Source organism: Enterobacter sp. DVT3837, assembly GCF_056238685.1.
In genome coordinates, this window is sequence record NZ_JBWDLA010000002.1 from 344278 (window position 1) to 369674 (window position 25397).

The window sequence follows — 25397 nt, forward strand, 5'->3', positions numbered from 1 at the left end:
AGTTAATTTTTCCAGAACGCAGGAGCGTCACGTGATAGGCAGACTCAGAGGCATCATCATTGAAAAACAACCCCCGTTAGTGCTGCTGGAAGTGGGTGGCGTGGGCTATGAAGTCCATATGCCGATGACCTGCTTCTACGAGCTGCCGGACGCGGGTAAAGAGGCGATTGTCTTTACTCAGTTTGTGGTGCGTGAAGATGCTCAACTGCTGTACGGCTTCAACAACAAACAGGAACGTACCCTGTTCCGCGAGCTGATTAAAACTAATGGTGTCGGGCCGAAGCTGGCGCTGGCAATTCTCTCCGGTATGTCAGCTCCACAGTTTGTGAATGCTGTTGAGCGCGAAGATCCCGCAGCGCTGATTAAGCTTCCGGGGATCGGCAAGAAAACCGCCGAGCGTCTGATTGTCGAAATGAAAGATCGCTTCAAAGGGCTGCATGGCGATCTCTTTACCCCTGCGACCGATCTGGTGCTGACCTCGCCTGGCGCGCCAGCGACGGATGATGACGCCGAGCAGGAAGCGGTTGCTGCGCTGGTGGCACTGGGCTATAAACCTCAGGAGGCCAGCCGTATGGTGAGTAAAATCGCCAAACCGGATGCCAGCAGTGAAACTCTGATTCGTGAAGCGCTGCGCGCTGCATTGTGAGGTAAAGGATGATTGAAGCAGATCGCCTGGTATCGGCAGGCTCCCTTCAGGCAGAAGACGTGGTGGATCGTGCGATCCGCCCGAAGCTGCTTGATGAGTACATTGGCCAGCCGCAGGTACGTTCCCAGATGGAGATTTTCATCCAGGCGGCAAAACTGCGTGGCGATGCACTCGATCACCTGCTGATTTTTGGTCCCCCGGGACTGGGGAAAACCACGCTGGCGAATATCGTCGCCAATGAAATGGGCGTCAACCTGCGTACTACCTCCGGCCCGGTGCTGGAGAAAGCAGGCGATCTGGCGGCGATGCTGACCAACCTTGAACCCCATGACGTGCTGTTTATTGATGAGATTCACCGCCTGTCTCCGGTGGTGGAAGAGGTGCTCTATCCGGCGATGGAAGATTACCAGCTGGATATCATGATCGGTGAAGGCCCGGCTGCGCGCTCTATCAAGATCGATCTGCCACCGTTTACCCTGATTGGCGCAACAACCCGCGCCGGGTCGTTGACCTCTCCGCTGCGCGACCGTTTCGGTATCGTACAGCGTCTTGAGTTTTACCAGGTGGCGGACCTCCAGCACATCGTTGGCCGTAGCGCCCGCTATATGGGACTGGAAATGAGCGAAGAGGGCGCGTTTGAAGTGGCGAAGCGTTCCCGCGGTACGCCGCGTATTGCCAACCGCCTGCTGCGCCGCGTGCGTGACTTTGCCGAAGTGAAGCATGATGGTTCCATTTCCGCCGAGATTGCTGCTCAGGCGCTGGATATGCTGAACGTCGATGCGGAAGGTTTTGACTACATGGACCGCAAGCTGCTACTGGCGGTGCTGGACAAATTCTTTGGCGGGCCAGTCGGGCTGGATAACCTGGCGGCGGCAATCGGGGAAGAGCGCGAGACAATTGAGGATGTGCTCGAACCGTATTTGATCCAGCAGGGCTTCCTGCAACGTACTCCGCGTGGACGCATGGCCACGGTGCGGGCGTGGAATCACTTCGGCATTACCCCACCGGCAATGCCATAATGTTTAATTCCCTCTCCCTGTAGGAGAGGGGCAGGGTGAGGGCATCAGCGCCCTCGATGTCAACTTGCCGTCTTCTTCATCATACTGAAAATAAACAGCACCGCTGCGCACAGCACCACAGACGGCCCTGCAGGCGTGTCATAAAACGCCGAGAAGGTTAATCCACCCGTTACCGCAATCATCCCGATAATCACGGCCACACCGGCCATCTGTTCTGGCGTGCGGGCAAAGCGGCGCGCTGTTGCTGCAGGAATGATCAGCAGGGAGGTAATAATCAGCGCTCCAACAAACTTCATCGCCACACCAATAGTCAACGCTGTTACCAGCATCAGCAGCAACTTCACGCGCTGCAATTTCACGCCGTCAACAAACGCCAGATCCGGACTTACGGTCATCGCCAGCAAATTACGCCACTGCCAGAGCAGAATGCCGAGCACCACGACGACACCAATGGCGATAGAGATCAGATCTTCTGGCGTCACGGCCAGCAGGTCGCCGAACAGGTAGGCCATCAGGTCGACGCGAATGTTCGACATCAGGCTAACGACCACCAGACCCAGCGACAGGGCGCTGTGCGCCATGATGCCAAGCAGCGTATCAATGGCGAGGTGTGGGCGTTTTTCCAGCCAGACCAGACCCGCGGCAAGGAGCAGCGTGACCACAATCACCGCATAGAAAGGATTGACGTTCAGTAACAGACCAAAAGCGACGCCCAGCAGAGAGGCATGCGCCAGGGTATCGCCAAAATAGGACATTCTGCGCCAGACAACAAACGAGCCGAGTGGGCCCGCGGCGCAGGCAAGCATAATCCCGGCTAACCAGCCAGGCAGTAACAGTTCAATCATGAGTGTCCATTTCCCCGGCGCAGGACAATTCGTCCCTGTAAATCATGGCGATGATTATGATGATGGCGATAAATGCCCAGTTGCTCAGCACCGCGAGGGCCAAACATGGAGATAAACTCCGGATGCATTGACACCACTTCAGGCGTGCCGGAGCAGCAAATATGGTGGTTGAGACACAGCACTTCGTCAGTTTTTGCCATGACCAGATGCAGGTCATGGGACACCATCAGCACTGCGCAATCAAGCTCTCGACGTAGCTGGTCGATCAAATCATAAAGCGCAACCTGACCATTCACATCCACACCCTGAGTCGGCTCATCCAGTACCAGCAGCTGCGGGCTGCTCAGCAGCGCGCGGGCGAGTAAAACTCGCTGCGTTTCACCGCCGGACAGTTTTTGCAGAGGCGCATCGACAAGATGGCCCGCCTGCACGCGTTTCAGTGCCGGGAGAATATCGGCTTTACGGGTGCCGGGGCGCAGACGCAGGAAACGGCTGACCGTCAGCGGCAGCGTGGCGTCGAGGTGAAGTTTTTGCGGCACATAGCCAATACGCAATTTTTCCTCGCGCTTGATCACGCCTTCATCGGGTGCGACCAGACCCAGCACCACGCGCACCAGGGTAGATTTTCCGGCGCCATTGGGACCGAGCAGCGTCAGAATTTTGCCGGGCTTCAGATCGAGCGACACGTCAGAGAGGACGCGGCGCTGCCCGAATGAGACCGAAATATTTTCAAGAGAAACCAATGTCGTCATGTCATTTTAAGCTTGAAGAAGTCAACGAATGTTATAATATCACATTCCACGCATTCACTACGATGATTAGTCGCATTATGTTACATAAAAATACGCTTCTTTTCGCAGCATTATCCGCTGCCCTTTGGGGTACAACCGCACAAGATGTTAACGCTGCGGTTGTCGCTTCGCTTAAACCGCTTGGATTCATCGCATCTGCCATTGCAGACGGGGTAACGGAAACCCAGGTTCTGCTCCCTGATGGTGCATCCGAGCATGACTATTCCCTGCGCCCGTCAGATGTAAAGCGCTTACAAAACGCGGACTTAGTCGTCTGGATTGGTCCGGAAATGGAAGCGTTTATGCAGAAGTCAGCGAAACAGATAGTTGACGAAAAACAGGTCGCGATTGCCGAACTCCCTGGCGTGAAACCGTTGCTCATGAAAGGGTCGGATGACGACGGCGACGAACATGACCATCATGCTGCAGACGGCGAAAAAGGTGATGGAGATCACCATCACGGCGAGTACAACATGCATCTTTGGTTATCCCCAGAGATAGCGCGGCTTTCAGCGGTTGCAATCCATGACAAATTAGTGGAACTTATGCCGCAAAGTCGAGCCAAACTAGACGCCAACCTGAAGGATTTTGAGGCACAATTAGCCGCAACCGATAAGCAGGTAGGTACTGAGCTCGCACCGTTGAAAGGAAAAGGGTATTTCGTTTTTCATGACGCCTATGGCTATTACGAAAAACACTACGGTCTGACCCCGCTGGGTCATTTTACCGTCAACCCTGAAATTCAACCTGGTGCGCAGCGTTTACATGAAATCAGAACACAGTTGGTTGAGCAAAAAGCGACATGCGTTTTTGCTGAGCCACAGTTCAGGCCAGCGGTCGTAGAAGCCGTGGCCAGGGGGACATCCGTGCGCATGGGGACCCTTGACCCGCTAGGAACGAATATCCAGTTGAGCAAAGCGAGCTATTCGCAGTTTCTCAGCCAACTGGCGAACCAGTATGCGAGCTGCCTGAAAGGAGATTAACGAGGAAGTGAATACGTGCAACAGATAGCCCGCTCTGTCGCCCTGGCATTTAACAATCTGCCTCGACCCCATCGCGTTATGCTGGGGTCGCTTACAGTTCTCACTTTAGCGGTCGCCGTCTGGCGGCCCTATGTTTACCACCCGAGTTCTGCCCCTATCATCAAAACCATCGAGCTCGAAAAGAGCGAAATCCGTTCTTTGCTGCCTGAAGCCAGTGAGCCTATCGATCAGGCGGCTCAGGAAGATGAAGCTATCCCACAAGATGAACTGGACGATAAAACCGAGAGCGACGCAGGGACCCACGAATACGTTGTTTCTACAGGGGATACGCTGAGTAGCGTACTGAACCAGTACGGCATCGACATGGGCAATATCAGCCAGCTGGCGGCTGCAGATAAAGATCTCCGTAATTTGAAAATAGGGCAACAGCTCTCATGGACATTAACGGCAGATGGCGATCTGCAGAGTCTGACCTGGGAAATGTCTCGCCGCGAAACCCGCACCTACGAACGCACTGCAAACGGTTTCAAAATGACCAGCGAAATGCAGAAGGGCGACTGGGTCAATAGCGTTATGAAAGGGACCGTGGGCGCAAGCTTTGTTTCCAGTGCCCGAGATGCAGGGTTGACCAGCGCTGAAATCAGTTCTGTCATCAAAGCCATGCAGTGGCAGATGGATTTCCGCAAGCTGAAGAAAGGTGATGAGTTTTCAGTTCTGATGTCCCGCGAAATGCTGGAGGGTAAGCGCGAGCAGAGCCAGCTGCTGGGCGTGCGTTTGCGCTCAGAGGGCAAAGATTACTACGCGATTCGTGCTGAAGACGGCAAGTTCTATGACCGCAGCGGTACAGGTCTTGCGAAAGGCTTCATGCGCTTCCCGACGGCGAAACAGTTCCGCGTTTCCTCTAACTTCAATCCGCGCCGTCTGAACCCGGTCACCGGGCGTGTTGCACCGCATCGTGGCGTTGATTTTGCTATGCCGCAGGGTACACCGGTACTGGCTGTGGGTGATGGTGAAGTGGTCATGGCCAAACGCAGCGGAGCAGCTGGATACTATGTTGCGGTGCGTCATGGTCGTACTTACACGACTCGCTATATGCACCTGCGCAAGTTGTTGGTCAAACCGGGTCAGAAAGTGAAACGTGGTGACCGTATCGCGCTGTCAGGCAATACCGGACGTTCTACCGGCCCGCACCTGCACTATGAAGTATGGATCAACCAGCAAGCCGTGAACCCGCTGACGGCGAAACTGCCGCGCACCGAAGGCCTGACAGGTAAAGATCGTTCGGATTACCTGGCGCAGGTGAAAGAGGTGGTGCCGCAGCTGAGCTTAGACTAAGCCTTCTGTGTTGTTTAACAAGCCGGTGTCAGTGTGCGCCGGCTTTTTCTTTTGTGCGTGGGCGACTGCCTCGCTACACTATCTGAATAAAATTTTGCGTCATCAGACCCTGGATCCAGCATGGAAACCCAAAAAAACAATATTGAATACATTCCCGAGTTTGAAAAATCTTTCCGTCACCCGCGTAACTGGGGTGCCTGGCTTGGCGTTTATGCATTTGCGGGTATTGCGATGTTACCAGCTTCTGTACGCGATCCTGTGCTGGGCAAAATAGGTCGCCTGGCCGGACGCTTAGGCAAAAGTGCCCGTCGCCGCGCGCAGATTAATCTTTACTACTGTTTCCCGGAAAAGAGCGACGCAGAGCGGGAGGCCATTATTGATGCCATGTATACCACTGCGCCACAAGCGATGGCGATGATGGCTGAACTGGCGCTGAAAGGGCCGGAGAAAGTCATGGATCGCGTTGACTGGAAAGGTCTGGAAATCATTGATGAGTTGCGTCGCAACAACGAGAAGGTCATTTTTCTCGTTCCGCACGGCTGGGGCGTTGATATTCCAGCTATGCTGATGGCGTCGCAGGGACAAAAAATGGCGGCAATGTTCCATAATCAGGGCAACAAGATCTTTGATTACGTGTGGAATACGGTACGTCGCCGTTTTGGTGGTCGCCTTCATGCGCGTAATGATGGTATCAAGCCGTTTATTCAGTCCGTACGTCAGGGCTACTGGGGCTACTATTTGCCGGATCAGGATCACGGCCCGGAACACAGTGAGTTTGTGGATTTCTTCGCGACCTACAAAGCGACACTACCTGCGATTGGCCGTCTGATGAAGGTGTGCCGTGCCCGTGTTATTCCGCTTTTCCCGGTCTACGACGGTAATACCCACCGTCTGAGCATTGAAGTTCGTCCGCCGATGGATGATCTGCTCACTGCAGACGATAACACCATTGCGCGTCGAATGAACGAAGAGGTGGAAATACTGGTGGGACCGCATGCGGAGCAGTACACGTGGATACTGAAACTGCTTAAAACGCGTAAGCCAGGCGAAAAAGAGCCGTATAAACGCAAAGAGCTTTTTCCAACGAAATAAAAAAAGCCCTCTCTTAAAGGAGAGGGCTTTTTAACAGAGACTGACTTACTCTACTGTCATAACGCGAGTGGTATTGGTTGAGCCGATGGTGCTCATCACATCACCCTGGGTCACGATGACGATATCACCGGATACCAGATAGCCTTTGTCACGCAGAAGGTTTACGGCGTCGTGTGCCGCAGCCACGCCGTCATTGGTGCTATCGAAGTGAACAGGGGTAACACCGCGATACAGCGCCGTCAGGTTCAGCGTACGCTCGTGACGGGACATGGCGAAGATAGGTAAGCCGGAACTGATACGGGAGGTCATCAGCGCGGTACGGCCAGATTCGGTCATGGTGATGATTGCGGTAACGCCCTTCAGGTGGTTGGCAGCGTACATGGCGGACATCGCAATCGCTTCTTCCACATTGTCGAACTGAACGTCCAGACGGTGTTTAGAGACGTTAATGCTTGGGATCTTCTCAGCACCCAGACAAACGCGCGCCATGGCGGCCACGGTTTCTGCAGGATACTGGCCTGCTGCGGTTTCCGCTGAAAGCATAACCGCATCGGTACCGTCCAGCACGGCGTTGGCCACGTCCATGACTTCCGCACGGGTTGGCATTGGGTTGGTGATCATGGATTCCATCATCTGAGTGGCGGTGATCACCGCGCGGTTCAGCTGACGTGCGCGGCGAATCAGCGCTTTCTGGATACCCACCAGCTCAGGGTCGCCGATTTCCACACCCAGGTCGCCACGGGCAACCATCACCACGTCAGAGGCGAGAATCACGTCGTCCATGGCGTCCTGATCGCAAACGGCTTCCGCGCGTTCAACTTTAGCGACGATTTTGGCATCGCAACCAGCATCACGTGCCAGTCGGCGCGCATAGTTCAGGTCTTCACCGCAGCGTGGGAAGGAGACGGCCAGGTAGTCAACGCCGATCAGCGCAGCGGTAACGATATCCGCTTTGTCTTTATCGGTAAGCGCTTCTGCAGAGAGGCCGCCGCCCAGTTTGTTAATACCTTTGTTGTTGGAGAGCGGGCCGCCGACGGTGACTTCGGTGAACACTTTCATGCCCTGAACTTCCAGCACTTTCAGCTGTACGCGACCGTCGTCGAGCAGCAGGATATCGCCAGGTACCACGTCAGCCGGCAGGCCTTTATAGTCAATCCCGACTTTCTCTTTATCGCCTTCACCTTTGCCGAGATTGGCATCAAGCAGGAATTTGTCGCCGATATTGAGGAAAACTTTTCCCTCTTTAAAGGTCGATACACGAATTTTAGGACCTTGCAGATCGCCGAGGATGGCAACATGGCGCCCCAGTTTTGCTGCGATTTCACGCACTTTATCGGCACGTAATTTATGGTCTTCTGGCGTACCGTGAGAGAAGTTCATACGCACCACGTTGGCACCTGCGGCGATAATCTTTTCGAGATTATTATCGCGATCGGTGGCCGGGCCTAAGGTGGTTACGATCTTGGTTCTGCGAAGCCTTCTGGACATGTATTACTCCGTTGACTGAAACAACTTTGGTGTTGCGTGAACATTGAATCGGCCTTCATTTGCCGCAAGGCGGCAGAGAGTGGACCGAATGCCGTAAATCGTTACATCGTAATTATTCGTTACGTCTTGTTATCAACTATCAGGGAACATCGCTCTTTATAAGCAATTCTTTATCAAAACGCGATTCCTTAAGCGCTTCCTTGACACGCTTCAAGTTATCTCTGAATTTTGCGCCCCTTCGTAAGGTAAAACCGGTCGCCAGCACGTCAATCACAGTGAGCTGCGCCAGACGGGAGACCATCGGCATATAGATATCGGTGTCTTCCGGTACGTCGAGGGTAATAGCCAGCGTCGCTTCACGGGCCAGAGGTGTACCCGCCGTCGTAAGAGCGATCACCATGGCATCGTTTTCACGCGCCAGCTGGGCCAGTTCCACCTGGCTTTTGGTGCGTCCGGTGTGCGAAATCAGTACCACGACATCATCTTCACTGCAATTCATACAGCTCATGCGTTGCAACACAATGTCATCTGAATAAATAACAGGTACGTTGAAGCGGAAGAATTTGTTCATGGCATCGTGCGCCACAGCTGCCGATGAGCCAAGACCAAAGAATGCAATCCGCTTGGCCTGGGTGAGTAAATCCACCGCTCGATTCACCGAACTCATATCCAGACTCTGGCGGACGTGGTCAAGTGTGGCCATGGCTGACTCAAATATTTTCGCTGTGTAGGCATCAACGCTGTCGTCTTCATCCACATTACGATTAACATAAGGTGTGCCGTTAGCCAGACTTTGTGCCAGATGCAGTTTAAAATCAGGAAAGCCGCGCGTTTCCAGGCTACGGCAGAAGCGATTTACCGTTGGCTCGCTGACACTCGCTTCCTGCGCCAGAGCGGCGATGCTTGAATGAATCGCCTGAGCGGGAGACGCGAGAATAACTTCGGCCACTTTTCGCTCGGATTTGCTAAGGTGTTCCAGTTGAAACTGGATTTTTTCCAGCATGTTCATTGTTAACATGACGCTCATGGGTGTAAACGATTTCATAAATGGGTGAAATCGTGATTCGATTTAGCCGATATTACCCCTGTGGCTTCCATAAAGGGTAACAGTCGACAAGATAATGTTGTTGTTTTTTTTCATTACTTGATCGGCGTCGGGTTTTGCCGGGCCCTTGTTGCGCAAAGAATCGACGGTTGTTGCGTCATTGCACCTCCGAAAGCACCGGAATGGCGAAAAATCGCGGTAAAGCACGTGGCGATAAGCGCTAATGGTTTCGGGAATGACGTAAAAGCAGTACAGTGCATTGTAATAAAATTACAACGATACCTGGCAGAAGTACCAGGTGATCCAACTGAGGAGAATGACATGGCGGTAACGCAAACAGCCCAGGCATGTGACCTGGTCATTTTCGGCGCGAAAGGCGATCTTGCACGCCGGAAATTGCTGCCTTCCCTGTATCAACTGGAAAAAGCAGGCCAACTTCATCCAGATACCCGTATCCTGGGTGTAGGGCGCGCCGAATGGGACAAGGACGCTTATACCAAAGTCGTTCGTGAAGCGCTCGAAACGTTCATGAAAGAGAAAATCGATGAAAGTTTGTGGGATACGCTGAGCGGACGCCTTGATTTCTGTAACCTGGACGTGAACGACATCAGTGCGTTTTCCCGCCTGGGCGACATGCTGGATCAGAAAAATCGTGTCACCATTAACTATTTCGCCATGCCGCCAAGCACCTTTGGTGCCATCTGCAAAGGTCTGGGCGAAGCCAAACTGAACGCCAAGCCGGCGCGCGTGGTGATGGAGAAGCCGCTGGGTACATCGCTGGCAACCTCCCGCGAAATTAACGATCAGGTAGGCGAGTTCTTTGAAGAGTGCCAGGTTTACCGTATTGACCACTATCTTGGTAAAGAGACGGTCCTGAACCTGCTGGCGCTGCGTTTTGCTAACTCCCTGTTTGTGAACAACTGGGACAACCGCACTATCGACCACGTGGAAATCACCGTGGCGGAAGAGGTGGGGATTGAAGGGCGCTGGGGTTACTTTGACCAGGCCGGTCAGATGCGCGACATGATCCAGAACCACCTGCTGCAAATTCTGTGCATGATTGCTATGTCTCCACCGTCTGACCTGACGGCTGACAGCATCCGTGACGCAAAAGTGAAAGTACTGAAGTCACTGCGCCGTATCGACCGCTCTAACGTACGTGAGAAGACCGTTCGTGGTCAGTACACCGCCGGGTTTGCGCAAGGCAAAAAAGTGCCTGGGTACCTGGAGGAAGAGGGCGCGAACAAGTCCAGCAACACCGAGACGTTTGTGGCGATCCGCGTGGATATCGACGACTGGCGCTGGGCGGGGGTTCCGTTCTATCTGCGTACCGGTAAACGTCTGCCAGCCAAATGCTCCGAAGTGGTTGTCTACTTCAAAAACCCGGAACTGAACCTGTTCAAAGAGTCCTGGCAGGAACTGCCTCAGAACAAACTGACCATTCGCCTGCAGCCGGACGAAGGGGTTGATATTCAGATCCTGAACAAAGTGCCGGGTCTTGACCATAAACACAACCTGCAGACCACCAAACTGGATCTGAGTTACTCCGAAACCTTCAACCAGACGCATCTTGCAGACGCGTATGAGCGCCTGCTGCTGGAAACCATGCGCGGTATCCAGGCGCTGTTTGTGCGCCGCGACGAAGTGGAGGAGGCCTGGAAATGGGTTGACTCCATTACCGAAGCCTGGGCAGCCGATCAGGATGCGCCTAAACCGTATCAGGCAGGCACCTGGGGGCCAGTCGCGTCCGTGGCGATGATCACCCGCGATGGCCGCTCCTGGAACGAGTTTGAGTAAGATCATCCTCTAGCTCGAAAGTGTTATTTTACCGGTAACATGATCTAACACAGCTAGTGGCATAATTTTTAAACTTTTAAGCTCCGTGTGGATTCACCCGCGGAGCTTTTTTTATTACACTGCCGGAAGTGATTTTGCCCCTGAGCTCCGGACAGCAAGCGTTTCAGCGTTGTTAACAACTGCCAGCGACTTTGTAAACTCCTGAGCACGGACAGATAAATTAGAGGAGCATTTATGAATCCGACATTGTTACGCGTAACACAGCGCATTATTGAACGCTCGAAAGAGACCCGTTCGGCCTACCTCGCCCGGATTGAACAAGCTAAAAGTAACACCGTCCACCGCTCTCAGCTGGCATGCGGTAACCTGGCACACGGTTTCGCCGCCTGCCAACCCGATGATAAAGCCTCGCTGAAAAGCATGTTGCGTAACAACATCGCCATCATTACTTCCTATAACGATATGCTTTCCGCGCACCAGCCGTATGAGGTATATCCCAATATCATCCGTAAAGCGCTGCACAGCGTGAATGCCGTGGGCCAGGTGGCGGGCGGTGTTCCGGCGATGTGCGACGGCGTGACGCAGGGTCAGGACGGAATGGAGCTTTCCCTGCTGAGCCGCGAAGTGATTGCGATGTCTGCAGCGGTTGGCTTGTCACACAACATGTTCGATGGCGCGTTGTATCTCGGCGTGTGCGACAAGATTGTCCCGGGCCTGGTAATGGCTGCGCTGTCGTTTGGTCATCTGCCTGCGATCTTCGTGCCATCCGGCCCGATGGCAAGCGGCCTGCCAAACAAAGAGAAAGTGCGTATCCGTCAGCTGTACGCAGAAGGGAAAGCAGACCGTCAGGCGCTGCTGGAGGCAGAAGCCGCGTCCTACCATGCGCCGGGAACCTGTACTTTCTACGGTACGGCTAACACTAACCAGATGGTCGTAGAGTTCATGGGGATGCAGCTTCCGGGCTCGTCCTTTATCCAGCCGGATGCACCGCTGCGCCAGGCGCTGACCGAAGCTGCTGCCCGTCAGGTGACGCGTTTGACCGGTAATGGCAACGAATGGATGCCAATGGGCAAAATGGTTGACGAGAAAGTCATCGTTAACGGTATCGTCGCGTTACTGGCAACGGGGGGGTCAACCAATCACACCATGCACCTGGTGGCCATGGCGCGTGCGGCGGGCATTCTGATTAACTGGGATGATTTCTCCGAGATCTCTTCTGTGGTGCCGCTGATGGCGCGCCTGTACCCGAACGGCCCGGCTGACATTAACCACTTCCAGGCCGCAGGTGGTGTGCCGCTGCTGATGCGCGAGCTGCTGAAAGGCGGTCTGCTGCATGAAGATGTAAATACCGTGGCGGGCTTTGGTCTGCAACGCTACACCCAGGAGCCGTGGCTGAATAACGGCGAGCTGGACTGGCGCGAAGGGGCGAATGCCTCTCTTGATGCACAGGTTATCGCCACCATCGACAAACCGTTCTCTCCTCATGGCGGTACCAAAGTGCTCAGCGGCAACCTCGGACGCGCGGTGATGAAGACGTCTGCCGTACCGGAAGAGAATCAGATTATCGAAGCACCGGCGGTAGTGTTCGAAAGCCAGCACGACGTATTACCTGCCTTTGACGCCGGTCTTCTGGATAAAGACTGCGTGGTGGTCGTTCGCCATCAGGGGCCAAAGGCCAACGGGATGCCAGAATTACATAAACTTATGCCGCCACTTGGTGTATTATTGGACCGCCGTTTCAAAATTGCTCTGGTGACGGATGGACGCCTCTCTGGCGCATCCGGTAAAGTGCCTTCAGCCATCCACGTGACACCTGAAGCTTACGACGGTGGTTTGCTGGCGAAAGTGCGTGACGGCGACATGATCCGCGTAAACGGTCAGACAGGTGAGTTAACCCTGCTGGTGGATGACGCAGAGCTGGCGGCACGTAAGCCACATATTCCTGACCTGAGCGCATCGCGCGTGGGGACAGGGCGCGAAATGTTTGGTGCGCTGCGTGAGAAACTCTCTGGTGCTGAGCAGGGCGCAACCTGTATTACGTTTTAAGACGACTTGATTTTAACGATCTGGCGAGAGAAGACACTGATGAAAAACTGGAAAACAAGTGCAGAAGCAATCATGACCACTGGCCCTGTCGTGCCGGTTATCGTGGTAAATAAACTGGAGCATGCGGTACCGATGGCGAAAGCGCTGGTTGCCGGTGGCGTTCGTGTTCTGGAAGTCACCCTGCGCACCGCCTGCGCGATGGATGCCATTCGCGCAATCGCTAAAGAAGTGCCGGACGCCATCGTCGGTGCGGGTACCGTTCTGAATGCACAGCAACTGGCGGAAGTGACTGAAGCGGGCGCACAGTTTGCTATCAGCCCGGGCCTGACGGAGTCTCTGCTGAAAGCGGCAACCGAAGGCACGATTCCGCTGATCCCTGGCATTAGCACCGTATCTGAACTGATGCTGGGTATGGACTACGGTCTGAAAGAGTTCAAATTCTTCCCGGCAGAAGCGAACGGCGGCACCAAAGCGCTGCAGGCGATTGCGGGTCCATTCGCTCAGGTTCGTTTCTGCCCGACGGGTGGCATCTCTCCTGCTAACTACCGTGACTACCTGGCACTGAAAAGCGTGCTGTGCATCGGTGGTTCATGGCTGGTTCCGGCGGATGCGCTGGAAGCGGGCGACTGGGATCGCATTACTAAACTGGCTCGTGAAGCGGTTGAAGGTGCGCAGCAGTAAGTTATACGCAGCATGAAAAACGGGCCATTCGGCCCGTTTTTTTATCCTCTTACGCTAACAGCTGCGGAGGCTGTTTTCGCTCTCGCCACGGCGTCTTCTACGTTATCCCCGGTGGATAATGCTACGCCAAGACGACGCGTGCCGTCGATCTCCGGTTTACCGAATAAACGCACCTGTAACCCTGCACCTACTGCGCCGTCGACGTTATCAAACGTGACATTCTGGCTGGTTAATTGCGGCAGGATCACTGCGGAAGCGGCCGGGCCGTACTGACGGATGCCACCAACAGGCAATCCGAGGAACGCGCGTACGTGCAGGGCGAACTCAGAGAGATCCTGCGAAATCAGCGTCACCATGCCGGTGTCATGCGGGCGAGGTGAGACTTCGCTGAAAATAACCTCATCTCCGCAGACGAAAAGCTCTACGCCAAACAGGCCATAGCCGCCCAGCGCGAGTACGGTTTTACGGGCGATCGCCTGCGCACGTTCCAGTGCCAGGGCACTCATCTGCTGCGGCTGCCAGGATTCACGGTAATCGCCATCTTCCTGACGGTGGCCAATTGGGTCACAGAAATGGACGCCATCAATGGCGCTGACGGTCAACAGAGTGATCTCGAAATCAAATTTCACGACACCTTCGACAATCACGCGACCCGCTCCGGCACGACCACCTTGCTGGGCATAATCCCACGCGTTATCCAGGGTGCTGCTGTCGCGAATAAAGCTCTGTCCTTTTCCGGAGGAGCTCATCACCGGCTTAACGATGCACGGGTAGCCAATCTCCTCGACGGCTTTCAGGAATGCGGCCTTATCGCCAGCAAACCGATAGCTCGACGTGGGGAGCCCCAGCTCTTCCGCTGCCAGACGACGAATACCTTCCCGGTTCATGGTCAGTTTTGCCGCTTTGGCACAGGGCACCACGCGCTGGCCTTCCTGTTCAAGAGCGATCAGCGTATCGGTGGCGATGGCTTCAATTTCCGGGACCACGAAATCGGGTTTCTCCTGCGTAATCAGTGCCCGTAGGGCATCGCCATCCAGCATGTTAATCACATAAGAACGATGGGCGACGTGCATGGCAGGAGCATCGGCGTAACGGTCTACGGCAATCACTTCCACACCTAAACGCTGACATTCAATGGCGACCTCTTTACCAAGTTCGCCCGATCCCAACAGCATCACACGCGTCGCTGCTGGTCGCAGCGCAGTGCCTAAACGAGTCATAACATTCCCCCTGAAAAAGATGCGCGCAGTATAAACGAAAACGTTTGCGTGTGTCTTGTGCAGGGCTAAGGGAGGGGGAAGAAATTTGCGCATCTTTAGCCCATCCAGACATTTCCTGACGCCTGCTCGCTTACGCTGTGAAATATGTTCACCGTTAAGTGAGGGAAACCATGTCTGGTTGGTTAAATCAGTTGCAATCGCTGTTAGGACAGAAAGCATCGTCGTCTGGCGAGCAGGGGCTCAGTAAACTATTGGTTCCCGGCGCACTTGGCGGGCTGGCAGGCCTTTTAGTCGCGAATAAATCCTCACGTAAGCTGCTGGCAAAATATGGTACTGGCGCGTTGCTGGCCGGTGGCGGGGCCATCGCAGGCACCGTACTATGGAATAAATACAAAGACAGGGTACGGGCTGCACACTGCGATGAACCGCATTATAGCGAGCACACCTCGCCGCTGGATCTGCGTACCGAACGATTGATCCTTGCGCTGGTCTTTGCCGCGAAGAGTGACGGGCATATTGACGATAAAGAACGGTCGGCGATTGAGCAGCAGCTTCGCGAAGCCGGTGTTGAAGAGAAGGGCAGAGCCCTGGTGGCGCAGGCGATTGAACAGCCGCTCGATCCACAGCGTCTTGCGCAGAGTGTGAAGAATGAGGAAGAGGCGCTTGAACTCTATTTTCTCAGCTGTGCCGCCATTGATATCGACCACTTTATGGAACGTAGCTACCTCAATGCCCTCGGCGATGCGTTGAAGATCCCGCAGGATGTACGCGAGGGTATTGAGCAGGATATCCGGGAACAAAAAAAAGCGTTACAGGGATAGCGTCGCGGCTGAGAAACTGTTTCGCTTGCATCATGCGTGGGTTTTGCCAACCTTATAGGGTGTAAAACTTAAAAGAATGATGACATGCCACCGAAAGCCCGACGTACTCCTTATGCGATCACCACGCATGGCGATACGCGTATAGACAACTATTACTGGCTACGGGACGATTCTCGCTCCCGGCCAGAGGTGCTCGACTACCTGCACGAGGAAAACGACTATGGCCGCAAGGTCATGTCCAGCCAGCAGGCACTTCAGGATCAACTGCTGAATGAAATGGTGCAGCGCATTCCTCAGCATGATATCTCCGCGCCCTGGACCAAAAATGGCTATCGCTATCGTCATATCTACGAGCCCGGCAACGAGTATCCCATCTACCAACGACAACCCGTGTTAAGTGCCGAATGGGATGAGTGGGAGATTTTGCTGGATGCCAACCAGCGCGCCGCCCACAGCGAATTTTATACGCTGGGTGGCATGTCCATTTCACCTGACAACACGATTATGGCGCTGGCTGAGGACTACCTCTCCCGCCGTCAGTATGGCCTGCGTTTTCGCAATCTGGACACCGGGAACTGGTATCCTGAAATGCTGGAAAATGTCTCCCCGGATTTTGTCTGGGCGAATGATTCCGAGACCGTCTACTACGTCAAAAAGCATGCGTCCACGCTACTGCCTTATCAGGTGTGGCGACATACCGTAGGGACGGGTTCTGCCGATGACGAACTGGTCTATGAAGAGAAAGACGAAACGTTTTATGTCAGCCTGCATAAAACCTCCTCACGCCACTATGTGATTATTTTCCTCGCCAGCGCGACGACGTCTGAGGTTTTGCTGCTGGACGCCGAACTACCTGATGCCCAGCCGCTCTGTTTTCTGCCGCGTCGCAAGGATCATGAGTACAGTCTGGATCACTTCCAGCACAGTTTTTATTTGCGCTCTAATCGCGAGGGCAAAAACTTTGGTCTCTATAAAACCAAAGTGCGCGATGAGCGCAAGTGGGAGGTGCTTATTCCCGCGCGGGAGCAAGTGATGCTGGAAGGGTTCACTCTGTTTACCGACTGGCTGGTGGTGGAAGAGCGTCAGCGCGGGCTGACCAGTATCCGGCAAATCAACCGTAAAACCCGGGAAGTGGTGGGGATTGCGTTCGACGACCCAGCGTATGTGACGTGGATTGGTTTCAACCCTGAACCCGAGTCGTCGCGGTTGCGCTACGGTTACTCCTCAATGACCACGCCGGACACGTTGTTTGAGCTGGATATGGATACCGGCCAGCGTCAGGTGATTAAGCAGACCGAGGTCAAAGGGTTTGAGTCTGAAAACTACCGCAGCGAGCACCTGTGGGTCACTGTCCGCGATGGCGTGGAAGTTCCGGTCTCACTTGTTTACCACCAGGCGCATTTCCGGAAAGGGAAAAACCCACTGCTGGTTTACGGCTATGGTTCCTATGGCTCAAGCATGGATGCCGATTTCAGCAGCAGTAGGTTAAGTCTGCTCGATCGTGGCTTCGTTTTCGCTATCGCCCATGTGCGCGGCGGCGGTGAACTGGGGCAGCACTGGTATGAAGACGGGAAATTCCTGAAAAAGAAAAACACCTTCAATGACTATCTCGATGTTTGTGATGCGCTGATTGAGCAAGGCTACGGGGATCCGCATCTCTGCTTTGGGATGGGGGGCAGCGCGGGCGGCATGTTGATGGGGGCGGTGATCAACCAGCGTCCCGATCGCTTCAAAGGGATTGTCGCGCAGGTTCCGTTTGTCGATGTGGTCACGACCATGCTCGATGAATCCATTCCCCTGACGACGGGGGAGTTCGAAGAGTGGGGGAATCCTCAGGATGCGATCTACTATCGCTATATGAAAGAGTACAGCCCGTACGATAACGTGGAGGCAAAAGCCTATCCGCACATGCTGGTCACCACCGGGTTGCATGATTCGCAGGTGCAGTACTGGGAGCCAGCAAAATGGGTGGCAAAACTGCGGGAGCTAAAAACCGATGATAATCTGTTGCTGCTCTGTACCGATATGGATTCCGGGCATGGAGGGAAATCAGGGCGGTTCAAAACCTATGAAGGCGTCGCCCTGGAATATGCCTTCCTGATTGGCCTGGCGCAGGGAACGCTGCCAGGCGGTGAAGAGCCTTAAGCTTCGCCCAGGTAGTGCTTCAGCGTTAAGCGCAGTTCCGGGCTCATTTTGTCGAGGTTATTGTAAAGCCAGCGCAGATAGCCCGGATCTTTATCCGCAATATCAGACACCGCTCTACCGCGATATTTGCCAAAGGTAAAGGTGGTGAGAAGCGCAGGACGACCGGTGATCGTTGCCATATCATCCGGCGTCCAGCCAGAGATATTCATAATATCAATGAGTAACGCGGCGGTAATATAGCAGTCGTACAACGCGCGGTGATGGTGAAGCCCCTCAGGTGTACGGACGCTAAGCTTGCGGGACTTATACAGCGCCATATTACTGTATTTGATCCCCGGCCAGAGGCGACGCGCCAGCTTCATAGTACAAATCCATTCCCCTGGCATTTCGGGCAACACCCGGCGGTCAAAGCTGGCGTTATGCGCGACGTACCACGGGCTACCGTAATAGTGTGGAATAATTTCTTCTATCCACGGCTTATCCGCCACCATTGATTCGGTAATGCGATGGATTGCCATAGCCTGCGGGCTAATGGGGCGATCAGGGCGCACCAGATGGCTCATTGGGTTGACGATTTTACCGTCAACCACATCGACAGAGGCCACTTCCACAATTCCGCCCTGAAGATCGCAAGTTTCGGTATCGATGACGCGCAGCATTGAAAACTCCTGAGCTTAAAACGCTTAGCCTAAAGGAATGATATCGCCTTGCCAACCCTGTCTGCCGAGCGTGCCGGTCAGCAAGAGCTCGCCTTTATCCGCGCGGACAATCAACTGACCTCTTTCATCCCATAACGCGCTGCCGCCACACGCATTAGCCATTAACACGGCAATCGCATATTTATGTGCGAAGCGCTGCAGGGTGCTGATGGACTGCCGCCAGCGATAATCAACAACAGACTGACAGCTGGTAAACAGCGCCGCCTGTGAATCGAGATTGGGTGAATCGGTATGCGCATCAATGATGCTAAGTTGTTTATCTCCCGGAACCAGACTTGCACCGCTCCCCTGCGGGTAGCGCAGAATATCCTGGCTGGAAGGCGTAAACAGCGCGAGTCCTTTCTGGCGCTGACCATTCCGTTCAAGAGGGAGCCCGGCAATGAGGGTAATTTGGTAAAAATGTGCGGCGTCAAGCAGGGGTTCAAGCTGCGCATCACTGGGGGGAGGAGGTAATACCGTTGTGCCCGAGCCCGTTAATGAAAGTTCAGGAAATACCAGCAAATCGCATTGCTGGCGTGCTGCTTCGGCGATGAAGCAGAGGTGGCGCGCAACATGGTCATCTACACTGTGATGCTGCCCGGTATACTGGGCTGCGGCAATATTCCATTGTGACATCGTGACTTCCTTATACACTGAGTCGCAGCGATTTTAAGAATACACCTAAATTAATCAGGGTTTTCTTATCCTGGCATATTCCGCGTAAGGAAGTGTAACGACTTTTTAAGCTTATTTAACTTTAGGCTCGTAGGGCAAACGAGAGAGGTTGACCGATGCGAGACGGTGGGCAATTAATCTTTCGCGAAACCAGTCGCGCAGATGAGCCGGTTGTTCACGTTCAACAACCTCAGCCACGATGGGCATGTTGTAACGCTCTTTAAACGCGACGCCTGCGGCAGCGAGATCGACATTCACTTTATCCATCTCGTCCTGAGGAAGGGTGGCCAGATTGATCTTCATTTCCTTCTCCTTATTATGCGGCGGCAACGTTACCGCGATTGCACGATGATGACAAGCGGAGGCGGGATGATCCTCGACTCGTTTATTATACAGCGTTATTCTTTAGCATACAGACATAACAAAAAGGAATGATTGCGATGGGACTAACCACTTCCCGCGCGGTATGCGCGCTTGCCTTTCTGGCATCATTGGTCATGACGCCTTCTGTGCTGGCGCATGCTCATCTTAAACAGCAAACCCCGGCGGCAGACAGCCAGGTGACACCACCCCAGCTCCTTACGTTGATTTTTTCGGAAGGTATCGAACCTGGTTTTAGTGGAGTCTTGGTCACGGATGCACAAAAGCAGGTCATGAAAACAGGTACGGTTAAACGAGACGAAAAGAACAACGCTCAGCTGACGGTTCCGCTGGAACAACCGCTGACGCCCGGGACCTATCAGGTCGACTGGCATGTGGTCTCCGTAGACGGCCATAAAACCAAAGGCAGCTACCACTTTAGCGTGAAATAGCATGCTGGCCCTGTTTTATGTCGGGTTGCGATTTATCCATTTCGGGGCGCTGATGCTCATTTTTGGCAATGCGCTTTACAGCGTCTGGTTTGCTCCTTCCTCACTCCACCGCCTGATGTCCCGGCGTTTCCAGTTACAGCAGAAAGTGGCGTCTTTAATCAGCCTGGGTGCTGCACTCCTGATGTTTATGTTTCAGGGGGGATTGATGGGCAGTGGCTGGGGAGATGTCTTTTCCCCGGAGATCTGGCGTAGCGTGCTGACGACGCAGTTTGGCAGCGTCTGGCTGTGGCAAATGATTCTTGCTGCCATTACTGTCGGAGCTGCATGGCTCGCTCCCCTGAAAGGTTCCCGGCTGTTATTGCTCGCAATGGGGCAGCTTATTCTGCTGGCAGGGGTAGGGCACGCGGCGATGAGCGACGGTCCGACAGGGGCTTTGCAGCGTCTTAATCACGCTTTTCACCTGCTGTGTGCCGCAACCTGGCTTGGCGGATTACTTCCGCTGCTGTTCTGCATGCGTCTGGCGAAAGGGCGCTGGCAAAATGCCGCTATCTACACCATGATGCGTTTCTCGCGTGTCGGCCATTATGCCGTTGCGGGTGTGCTGCTCACTGGCATTATCAACACGCTGTTTATCACTGGCATCCAGATCCCATGGCAGTCTGACTACGTGCGGTTTTTGTTGTTCAAATGTGCGCTGGTGGCGTTGATGGTAGCAATTGCACTGGCAAATCGGTATTTTCTGGTGCCACGGTTTCGTCCGGAGACCGGACAAGCGCAACAGATTTTTATCAGGATGACACAGGCAGAGGTGGTGCTGGGAACGCTGGTGCTGGCAACGGTCAGTCTGTTCGCTACCTGGGAACCCTTCTGATAAGGTTAAATAGCATATGAAAAAGACAGTACTTTCTCTCTTATTACTGGCCTGCACGGGGAGTGCTCTGGCTGCACCGCAGGTGATTACCGTCAGCCGTTTTGAGGTGGGTAAAGACAAATGGGCTTTCAATCGCGAAGAGGTGATGCTGACTTGCCGTCCGGGTCATGCATTATATGCGATCAACCCAAGTACGCTGGTGCAATACCCGTTAAATGAGACCGCAGAGCAGCAGGTGGCTAGCGGTAAGAGTAGCGGCCAGCCGATCAGTGTTATTCAGATTGATGACCCGGCTCATCCGGGACAGAAGATGAGTCTGGCACCGTTTATCGAGCGTGCCGACAAGCTCTGTTAATGTTCAGGTTTCCAATAAAAAACCGCAGATGCTTGCGAAAGCACTGCGGTTTTTTACTTTTTATGATGCTCTTACGCTTTTTTTCAGGCCGCTTTAGCTGTGGACTGGAAAACCTGGCGTCGTCATCTATTCTTAAAAGGCAAGGCGACTTAGCCTGCATTAATGCCAACTTTTAGCGCACGGCTCTCTCCCAAGAGCCATTTCCCTGGACCGAATACAGGAATCGTATTCGGTCTCTTTTTATCTGTATGAAAGTAAACGAATAAATCCAACGCCTTCTTTCTTTTACAGCGTGCACACTGTGTGTGTCTTGCTAAAACATAACACAACACAGCATGCGGAAGTCCAGCCCTTTTTGCCTGTTTTGTTAAATTTTTGTGCGCAGTCAGCGAAAGCCTATGCAGTGCTTAGAAGCGCGATTTAACAGATGCCTCAATTTCATCAAGGAGTTCAAAGCGACGGCGATATTCGGCACGTTTTTTACTGGCAATCTCCTCAAGGGATTTACGTTCCATCTGCAAGGGCAGCTGCCAGCTGAATGTTGAGCGCTTTTGACCGTCGATAGAGGCCCAAAACTCATCGTAACTGGCGTGGAAATGACGGCCTTTACTCAGGCGATAACGCAGAGCACGGAAGATATGCCCTTCATCGCTGACGGCATAAATCGCTTTGATACCGGAGAGTGTTGCCAGCTGGAAAAGCACCTCCATTAATACTCGCTTAGGGAAAAGGCCGTGGCAGGCTCGTGTTGCCTGCTTGATCACATCACGAGACACGCTGCGGCGAGGTCCCTGAAGACCGCCAATCACCAGCACATATTCCCCGTTTTCCCGGGCGACGCAAAAGGTCACGCTCGCAAGCAGGGTATTTTCATTGTCTCGCAGCCACAGCGTACACTCGCCTTCGCGCTCCGCTTTACTGGCGTTCATGGCATTGACGTTATAGCTCACGCCATCTTTTGCATGAAACTCAACAATAGATTGCTCCTGGGGGCCAGTTAAAGCGTTGACCAGCCCGGCATCTTTCAGAGAGTCAATCCACTGATAATGACTAATGATAGCGTCGGCACGCGCGTTGGAGTTCATGCCACGCATCAGATACTGACGATGGGTTTTACTTGGCAGCGTGATTTGCGAGGCCAGAAGTTGGTCAAAATCGTCGCGGCGGGCCAGCGCATCGAGCATTCGGTGCGTTGAAGACCAGAAAAGCAGCGAACGCAACAGAAATTTAAGTCGATACTCGCGTTTTTGCCAGATAGGGCCTGGGACGAGTTGACCTTTCACCAGTTCGGAAATGATATGGGTACGATGCGAATGTGCTGCATCGTCTTGCAGGCGCGTATTTGACACGGGAAAACCTCAAATTTTATGCATTGCATATTTTAGGGGGCATGCAAAACTGGATTAATACTGGTGAAATATTTATTTATCCTTAGTTTACTGTTTGTTTAGCTTTGTGGAAAGCACTGCTGGATTGCGTCTCTCCGGATAAGTCTGGTGCAACTATACTCGCTACAGGAGGTGTTATGTATCAGCGATTAGAAGGTGGGAGGTGGCGTCACGTCTGGGTTGTTAGCGACATTCATGGTTGTTACCAGTGGCTGATGGATGAACTGAAACGTCGTCATTTTAATCCATACGAGGATTTACTGATCTCCGTCGGGGATTTGATTGATCGTGGTCCTGACAGCGTTAAATGCCTGGCGCTAATCAATGAAAAATGGTTTCGCGCGGTGCGCGGCAACCATGAACAAATGGCAATCGACAGCCTGGATAATAATGATTTTGCGCTCTGGACGATGAATGGCGGAATGTGGTTTGCACGCCTTGAACGTGAGCAGCAACAGCTGGCGCTATCGCTGCTCAATGCCTGTCGCAGTTTGCCGCATATTATCGAGATCACCTGTGCAAATGGCCTGAATGTGATCGCCCATGCTGATTATCCTGCGGAGGAATACCGCTGGCAAAAACCGGTAAGCGCCCAGCGCGTATTATGGGATCGCGATCGGTTGATGGGGTTTATGGTGGGTAAAGGGCAGGGAATTCGCGGAGCGGATCATTTCTGGTTCGGACATACGCCTGTCGACCGAAGGTATGATTTTGATAATTTACACTATATCGACACGGGGGCTGTTTTTGACGGTTACTTTACGCTGGCACAACTGCAGTAATAAATAACCCGCCTTCGGGCGGGTTCTCTTTAGGTCAGGCAAGGCGCATGACCCAGGCATCAGTTTTGCTATCGTAATGCTCACGGTAAAGGACAGAGTGTTCGCCATCAAGAATTGCCGGGACGCTGATGTCCGCATCCCAGGCATCGAGTTGCATACACAAATCCGGGTCGGATTTGCAGGGAATACTTAACGTTCGATCGCCTTGTATTTCGCCGCGCAGTTCTGCGTCGTCGATCTCAAAAGCGCCAATACGCACGCTGGTTTTCGTCATATTGCTCTCCGGGTCGATTGTCAAAATCTGGTATGACCAGTACGGCCATCCATTTTTGATCGTAGACAAGGAGAGCGAAATCGCCAGTAAAAAAATGCGCTTTTTTTCAGGCGGTGCGATCGTTACCGGTAAACAGCCGACCATCTCGCACCAGTTCACGCGGATAGCTGTTCTTCAGTCGTGAGCCCACTTTTTTAGCCAGCCCCAACGGGTATCCCTGATACGTAACCACAACTTCATCATTCGATGGCGTACTGGCAGGATAAACATCGCGACCACGGTACCACTCTTCGGCTTCCTGATGTGTCAGCGCGAACGTATTCTCGTGTCCGGCGAGGGCGATAACAGCCTCATGCTGCCAGCGATAGCCTTTATTATGAACTTCCGCCAGACGGATCCCGATACGGGAAAAACGTACTTTGCCAATAAGCGGTTCAATACTGGCCGGGAAAAGCCAAATCTCTTTCTCACGTAACCAGAGATGGTGCGTTTCATCCCAGGAAAGCCCGGCTTTTCTGGCGGCGAGGGTGGCCTGCTCGGCCTCTCGGCCTTTCAGCGGTGTGAACGGGAAATTGCCGACCTTAAACGTTGGAGCGGGCAGGGGATCAACGGCGACAGCTTTACGCAGTCGGGCAACAAAAAAACCTTCACAGTCATAGATCTGCGGGAAAACATGCAGGAATCCTTCAGGCGTGATGGCCTCTTTTGCCGTGGGGAACAGATCGTTGAGCGGCAGAAACTCGACGGCATCGGGATATTGCGCCTTCAGCCACAGACAGACGTCTTCGTTTTCATCCCGGTTCAGTGTGCAGGTGGAGTAAATCAACGTGCCGCCTGGCCGCAGTGCATGAAATGCGCTGTCGATCAGCTCACGCTGGGTAGCAGCGATCTCAAGGTTGCTTTCAACAGACCAGTTCTTTAACGCATCAGGATCTTTACGTACCACACCTTCCCCGGAGCAGGGAGCATCCAGCAGAATAGCATCAAAGGCTTCCGGCAGGGCAGCACCGAACACGCGCCCGTCGAAGTGTGTCAGGGCAACATTATGAATACCGCAGCGGCTGATGTTGGCATGCAACACTTTGACGCGGCTGGCGGAATACTCATTGGCAAGAATTGCCCCCTGGTTACCCATCCGGGCGGCAATCTGCGTGGTTTTCGACCCGGGTGCCGCGGCCACATCCATCACCCGCTCAGGCGCGTTGTCATCGGCGAACAACGCGGCAACTGGCAGCATTGAACTGGCTTCCTGAATATAAAACAGCCCGCTCAGATGCTCGGCGGTACTTCCCAGCGGCACGGCATCTTCGTCATCACGCTCGATCCAGAACCCTTCAGCACACCATGGTACTGGCGTCAGTTGCCAGTTGTACGGGGATACCAGCGCGAGAAAATCCCCGACGCTGATTTTTAGCGTATTGACGCGAATACTTCGGCGCAACGGACGCTGACAGGCGGCGATAAAATCGTCTAACGACAGGTGAAAAGGAAGCGCCTCACGCATTTGCGCGAGGAATTGTTCAGGAAGAAATACGGAGTTTTGAGCCACGGGTACACCACAGGGAAAAGTTCAGGTGCGCAGTGTAGC

General features: G+C 53.7%; 25 protein-coding genes. 14 read left to right on the top strand and 11 right to left on the bottom strand.

All coding sequences use genetic code 11. The features are described from left to right. Positions 1-31: 31 nt before the first annotated feature. Positions 32-646, top strand: a complete 615-nt coding sequence (gene ruvA / locus AC0XWG_RS16535; protein WP_048223742.1) for a Holliday junction branch migration protein RuvA — start codon at positions 32-34, stop codon at positions 644-646. Between the two features lie 8 nt (positions 647-654). Then, positions 655-1665, top strand: coding sequence for a Holliday junction branch migration DNA helicase RuvB (gene ruvB / locus AC0XWG_RS16540; RefSeq protein WP_028018631.1), 1011 nt, complete (start codon positions 655-657; stop codon positions 1663-1665). A gap of 59 nt (positions 1666-1724) precedes the next feature. On the opposite strand, the gene znuB is transcribed toward ruvB, so the two are convergent. After that, complete coding sequence (gene znuB, locus AC0XWG_RS16545; RefSeq protein WP_128347520.1) at positions 1725-2510, bottom strand: zinc ABC transporter permease subunit ZnuB; 786 nt, start codon at positions 2508-2510, stop codon at positions 1725-1727. Continuing rightward, entirely contained in the window at positions 2507-3262 is a 756-nt protein-coding gene (gene znuC / locus AC0XWG_RS16550; RefSeq protein WP_023312233.1) for a zinc ABC transporter ATP-binding protein ZnuC, read from the bottom strand. The genes znuB and znuC overlap by 4 nt, the downstream gene beginning before the upstream one ends. A gap of 77 nt (positions 3263-3339) precedes the next feature. Between znuC and znuA the strand changes: the two genes are divergently transcribed. The 3 genes from znuA to lpxM all read left to right on the top strand — a co-directional run bounded on the left by znuA (position 3340) and on the right by lpxM (position 6711). Then, the gene (gene znuA / locus AC0XWG_RS16555) at positions 3340-4284 is read left to right on the top strand and encodes a zinc ABC transporter substrate-binding protein ZnuA (RefSeq protein ID WP_028018634.1); all 945 of its coding nucleotides are present in this window, start codon (positions 3340-3342) and stop codon (positions 4282-4284) included. Positions 4285-4299: 15 nt separating this feature from the next. Beyond that, positions 4300-5619 carry a murein DD-endopeptidase MepM gene (mepM, locus tag AC0XWG_RS16560; RefSeq protein ID WP_028018635.1) on the top strand — a complete coding sequence of 440 codons (1320 nt, stop codon included), beginning with the start codon at positions 4300-4302 and terminating at the stop codon, positions 5617-5619. Positions 5620-5739: 120 nt separating this feature from the next. After that, on the top strand, positions 5740-6711 hold the full coding sequence (gene lpxM / locus AC0XWG_RS16565; RefSeq protein WP_128347522.1) for a lauroyl-Kdo(2)-lipid IV(A) myristoyltransferase: 972 nt from the start codon (positions 5740-5742) through the stop codon (positions 6709-6711). A gap of 45 nt (positions 6712-6756) precedes the next feature. On the opposite strand, the gene pyk is transcribed toward lpxM, so the two are convergent. Together pyk and AC0XWG_RS16575 are read right to left on the bottom strand one after the other, a co-directional pair. After that, positions 6757-8199 carry a pyruvate kinase gene (gene pyk / locus AC0XWG_RS16570; RefSeq protein ID WP_008500455.1) on the bottom strand — a complete coding sequence of 481 codons (1443 nt, stop codon included), beginning with the start codon at positions 8197-8199 and terminating at the stop codon, positions 6757-6759. Positions 8200-8338: 139 nt separating this feature from the next. Next, a complete protein-coding gene (locus tag AC0XWG_RS16575) occupies positions 8339-9208 on the bottom strand; it encodes a MurR/RpiR family transcriptional regulator (protein WP_028018637.1) in 870 nt (289 codons plus the stop codon). A 357-nt stretch (positions 9209-9565) separates the two neighbouring features. Here AC0XWG_RS16575 and zwf point away from each other — a divergent pair, with 357 nt between their 5' ends. The 3 genes from zwf (at position 9566) to kdgA (ending at position 13768) form a co-directional block, all read left to right on the top strand. Continuing rightward, a complete protein-coding gene (gene zwf / locus AC0XWG_RS16580; RefSeq protein WP_028018638.1) occupies positions 9566-11041 on the top strand; it encodes a glucose-6-phosphate dehydrogenase in 1476 nt (491 codons plus the stop codon). Between the two features lie 234 nt (positions 11042-11275). After that, entirely contained in the window at positions 11276-13087 is a 1812-nt protein-coding gene (gene edd, locus AC0XWG_RS16585) for a phosphogluconate dehydratase (protein WP_028018639.1), read from the top strand. Between the two features lie 39 nt (positions 13088-13126). Continuing rightward, entirely contained in the window at positions 13127-13768 is a 642-nt protein-coding gene (kdgA, locus tag AC0XWG_RS16590) for a bifunctional 4-hydroxy-2-oxoglutarate aldolase/2-dehydro-3-deoxy-phosphogluconate aldolase (RefSeq protein WP_108089680.1), read from the top strand. A gap of 41 nt (positions 13769-13809) precedes the next feature. On the opposite strand, the gene purT is transcribed toward kdgA, so the two are convergent. Beyond that, a complete protein-coding gene (gene purT, locus AC0XWG_RS16595; RefSeq protein WP_128347523.1) occupies positions 13810-14988 on the bottom strand; it encodes a formate-dependent phosphoribosylglycinamide formyltransferase in 1179 nt (392 codons plus the stop codon). Positions 14989-15158: 170 nt separating this feature from the next. On the opposite strand from purT, the gene AC0XWG_RS16600 reads away from it, so the two are divergent. Continuing rightward, on the top strand, positions 15159-15809 hold the full coding sequence (locus AC0XWG_RS16600) for a tellurite resistance TerB family protein (protein ID WP_128347524.1): 651 nt from the start codon (positions 15159-15161) through the stop codon (positions 15807-15809). Between the two features lie 84 nt (positions 15810-15893). Further along, positions 15894-17954 carry an oligopeptidase B gene (gene ptrB, locus AC0XWG_RS16605; protein ID WP_049008497.1) on the top strand — a complete coding sequence of 687 codons (2061 nt, stop codon included), beginning with the start codon at positions 15894-15896 and terminating at the stop codon, positions 17952-17954. On the opposite strand, the gene exoX is transcribed toward ptrB, so the two are convergent. The 3 genes from exoX to AC0XWG_RS16620 form a co-directional block, all read right to left on the bottom strand. Beyond that, on the bottom strand, positions 17951-18613 hold the full coding sequence (gene exoX, locus AC0XWG_RS16610; protein ID WP_028018644.1) for an exodeoxyribonuclease X: 663 nt from the start codon (positions 18611-18613) through the stop codon (positions 17951-17953). The genes ptrB and exoX overlap by 4 nt on opposite strands. A gap of 24 nt (positions 18614-18637) precedes the next feature. Next, positions 18638-19288, bottom strand: coding sequence for a carbon-nitrogen hydrolase family protein (locus AC0XWG_RS16615; protein WP_108089684.1), 651 nt, complete (start codon positions 19286-19288; stop codon positions 18638-18640). Positions 19289-19399: 111 nt separating this feature from the next. Beyond that, complete coding sequence (locus AC0XWG_RS16620; RefSeq protein ID WP_028018646.1) at positions 19400-19630, bottom strand: DNA polymerase III subunit theta; 231 nt, start codon at positions 19628-19630, stop codon at positions 19400-19402. Between the two features lie 137 nt (positions 19631-19767). Between AC0XWG_RS16620 and yobA the strand changes: the two genes are divergently transcribed. The 3 genes from yobA to AC0XWG_RS16635 are packed head-to-tail and all read left to right on the top strand — an operon-like array spanning position 19768 to position 21365. Continuing rightward, entirely contained in the window at positions 19768-20139 is a 372-nt protein-coding gene (yobA, locus tag AC0XWG_RS16625; protein WP_128347527.1) for a CopC domain-containing protein YobA, read from the top strand. A gap of 1 nt (position 20140) precedes the next feature. After that, a complete protein-coding gene (copD, locus tag AC0XWG_RS16630) occupies positions 20141-21010 on the top strand; it encodes a copper homeostasis membrane protein CopD (protein WP_475680839.1) in 870 nt (289 codons plus the stop codon). Positions 21011-21026: 16 nt separating this feature from the next. Continuing rightward, positions 21027-21365, top strand: coding sequence for a YebY family protein (locus AC0XWG_RS16635; RefSeq protein WP_049008505.1), 339 nt, complete (start codon positions 21027-21029; stop codon positions 21363-21365). Between the two features lie 407 nt (positions 21366-21772). Here AC0XWG_RS16635 and AC0XWG_RS16640 read toward each other — a convergent pair whose 3' ends face one another. Further along, on the bottom strand, positions 21773-22714 hold the full coding sequence (locus tag AC0XWG_RS16640) for a VirK/YbjX family protein (RefSeq protein ID WP_128347528.1): 942 nt from the start codon (positions 22712-22714) through the stop codon (positions 21773-21775). 176 nt (positions 22715-22890) lie between these two features. Between AC0XWG_RS16640 and pphA the strand changes: the two genes are divergently transcribed. Continuing rightward, a complete protein-coding gene (pphA, locus tag AC0XWG_RS16645; protein WP_108089688.1) occupies positions 22891-23535 on the top strand; it encodes a protein-serine/threonine phosphatase in 645 nt (214 codons plus the stop codon). A 34-nt stretch (positions 23536-23569) separates the two neighbouring features. On the opposite strand, the gene AC0XWG_RS16650 is transcribed toward pphA, so the two are convergent. Next, on the bottom strand, positions 23570-23809 hold the full coding sequence (locus AC0XWG_RS16650) for a YebV family protein (protein ID WP_028018652.1): 240 nt from the start codon (positions 23807-23809) through the stop codon (positions 23570-23572). A 106-nt stretch (positions 23810-23915) separates the two neighbouring features. After that, on the bottom strand, positions 23916-25358 hold the full coding sequence (gene rsmF, locus AC0XWG_RS16655; RefSeq protein ID WP_128347529.1) for a 16S rRNA (cytosine(1407)-C(5))-methyltransferase RsmF: 1443 nt from the start codon (positions 25356-25358) through the stop codon (positions 23916-23918). Positions 25359-25397: the final 39 nt, after the last annotated feature.

What these genes read in the sequence shown, in the direction of transcription:
- purT (WP_128347523.1), bottom strand. Translation starts at nt 14,988, where the DNA reads ATGACTCGTTTAGGCACTGCGCTGCGACCAGCAGCGACGCGTGTGATG.
- ptrB (WP_049008497.1), top strand. Translation starts at nt 15,894, where the DNA reads ATGCCACCGAAAGCCCGACGTACTCCTTATGCGATCACCACGCATGGC.
- znuA (WP_028018634.1), top strand. Translation starts at nt 3,340, where the DNA reads ATGTTACATAAAAATACGCTTCTTTTCGCAGCATTATCCGCTGCCCTT.
- pyk (WP_008500455.1), bottom strand. Translation starts at nt 8,199, where the DNA reads ATGTCCAGAAGGCTTCGCAGAACCAAGATCGTAACCACCTTAGGCCCG.
- AC0XWG_RS16600 (WP_128347524.1), top strand. Translation starts at nt 15,159, where the DNA reads ATGTCTGGTTGGTTAAATCAGTTGCAATCGCTGTTAGGACAGAAAGCA.
- AC0XWG_RS16620 (WP_028018646.1), bottom strand. Translation starts at nt 19,630, where the DNA reads ATGAAGATCAATCTGGCCACCCTTCCTCAGGACGAGATGGATAAAGTG.
- AC0XWG_RS16575 (WP_028018637.1), bottom strand. Translation starts at nt 9,208, where the DNA reads ATGAACATGCTGGAAAAAATCCAGTTTCAACTGGAACACCTTAGCAAA.
- pphA (WP_108089688.1), top strand. Translation starts at nt 22,891, where the DNA reads ATGTATCAGCGATTAGAAGGTGGGAGGTGGCGTCACGTCTGGGTTGTT.
- znuB (WP_128347520.1), bottom strand. Translation starts at nt 2,510, where the DNA reads ATGATTGAACTGTTACTGCCTGGCTGGTTAGCCGGGATTATGCTTGCC.
- kdgA (WP_108089680.1), top strand. Translation starts at nt 13,127, where the DNA reads ATGAAAAACTGGAAAACAAGTGCAGAAGCAATCATGACCACTGGCCCT.
- ruvB (WP_028018631.1), top strand. Translation starts at nt 655, where the DNA reads ATGATTGAAGCAGATCGCCTGGTATCGGCAGGCTCCCTTCAGGCAGAA.
- zwf (WP_028018638.1), top strand. Translation starts at nt 9,566, where the DNA reads ATGGCGGTAACGCAAACAGCCCAGGCATGTGACCTGGTCATTTTCGGC.
- AC0XWG_RS16635 (WP_049008505.1), top strand. Translation starts at nt 21,027, where the DNA reads ATGAAAAAGACAGTACTTTCTCTCTTATTACTGGCCTGCACGGGGAGT.
- yobA (WP_128347527.1), top strand. Translation starts at nt 19,768, where the DNA reads ATGGGACTAACCACTTCCCGCGCGGTATGCGCGCTTGCCTTTCTGGCA.
- AC0XWG_RS16650 (WP_028018652.1), bottom strand. Translation starts at nt 23,809, where the DNA reads ATGACGAAAACCAGCGTGCGTATTGGCGCTTTTGAGATCGACGACGCA.
- edd (WP_028018639.1), top strand. Translation starts at nt 11,276, where the DNA reads ATGAATCCGACATTGTTACGCGTAACACAGCGCATTATTGAACGCTCG.
- AC0XWG_RS16615 (WP_108089684.1), bottom strand. Translation starts at nt 19,288, where the DNA reads ATGTCACAATGGAATATTGCCGCAGCCCAGTATACCGGGCAGCATCAC.
- exoX (WP_028018644.1), bottom strand. Translation starts at nt 18,613, where the DNA reads ATGCTGCGCGTCATCGATACCGAAACTTGCGATCTTCAGGGCGGAATT.
- lpxM (WP_128347522.1), top strand. Translation starts at nt 5,740, where the DNA reads ATGGAAACCCAAAAAAACAATATTGAATACATTCCCGAGTTTGAAAAA.
- znuC (WP_023312233.1), bottom strand. Translation starts at nt 3,262, where the DNA reads ATGACGACATTGGTTTCTCTTGAAAATATTTCGGTCTCATTCGGGCAG.
- copD (WP_475680839.1), top strand. Translation starts at nt 20,141, where the DNA reads ATGCTGGCCCTGTTTTATGTCGGGTTGCGATTTATCCATTTCGGGGCG.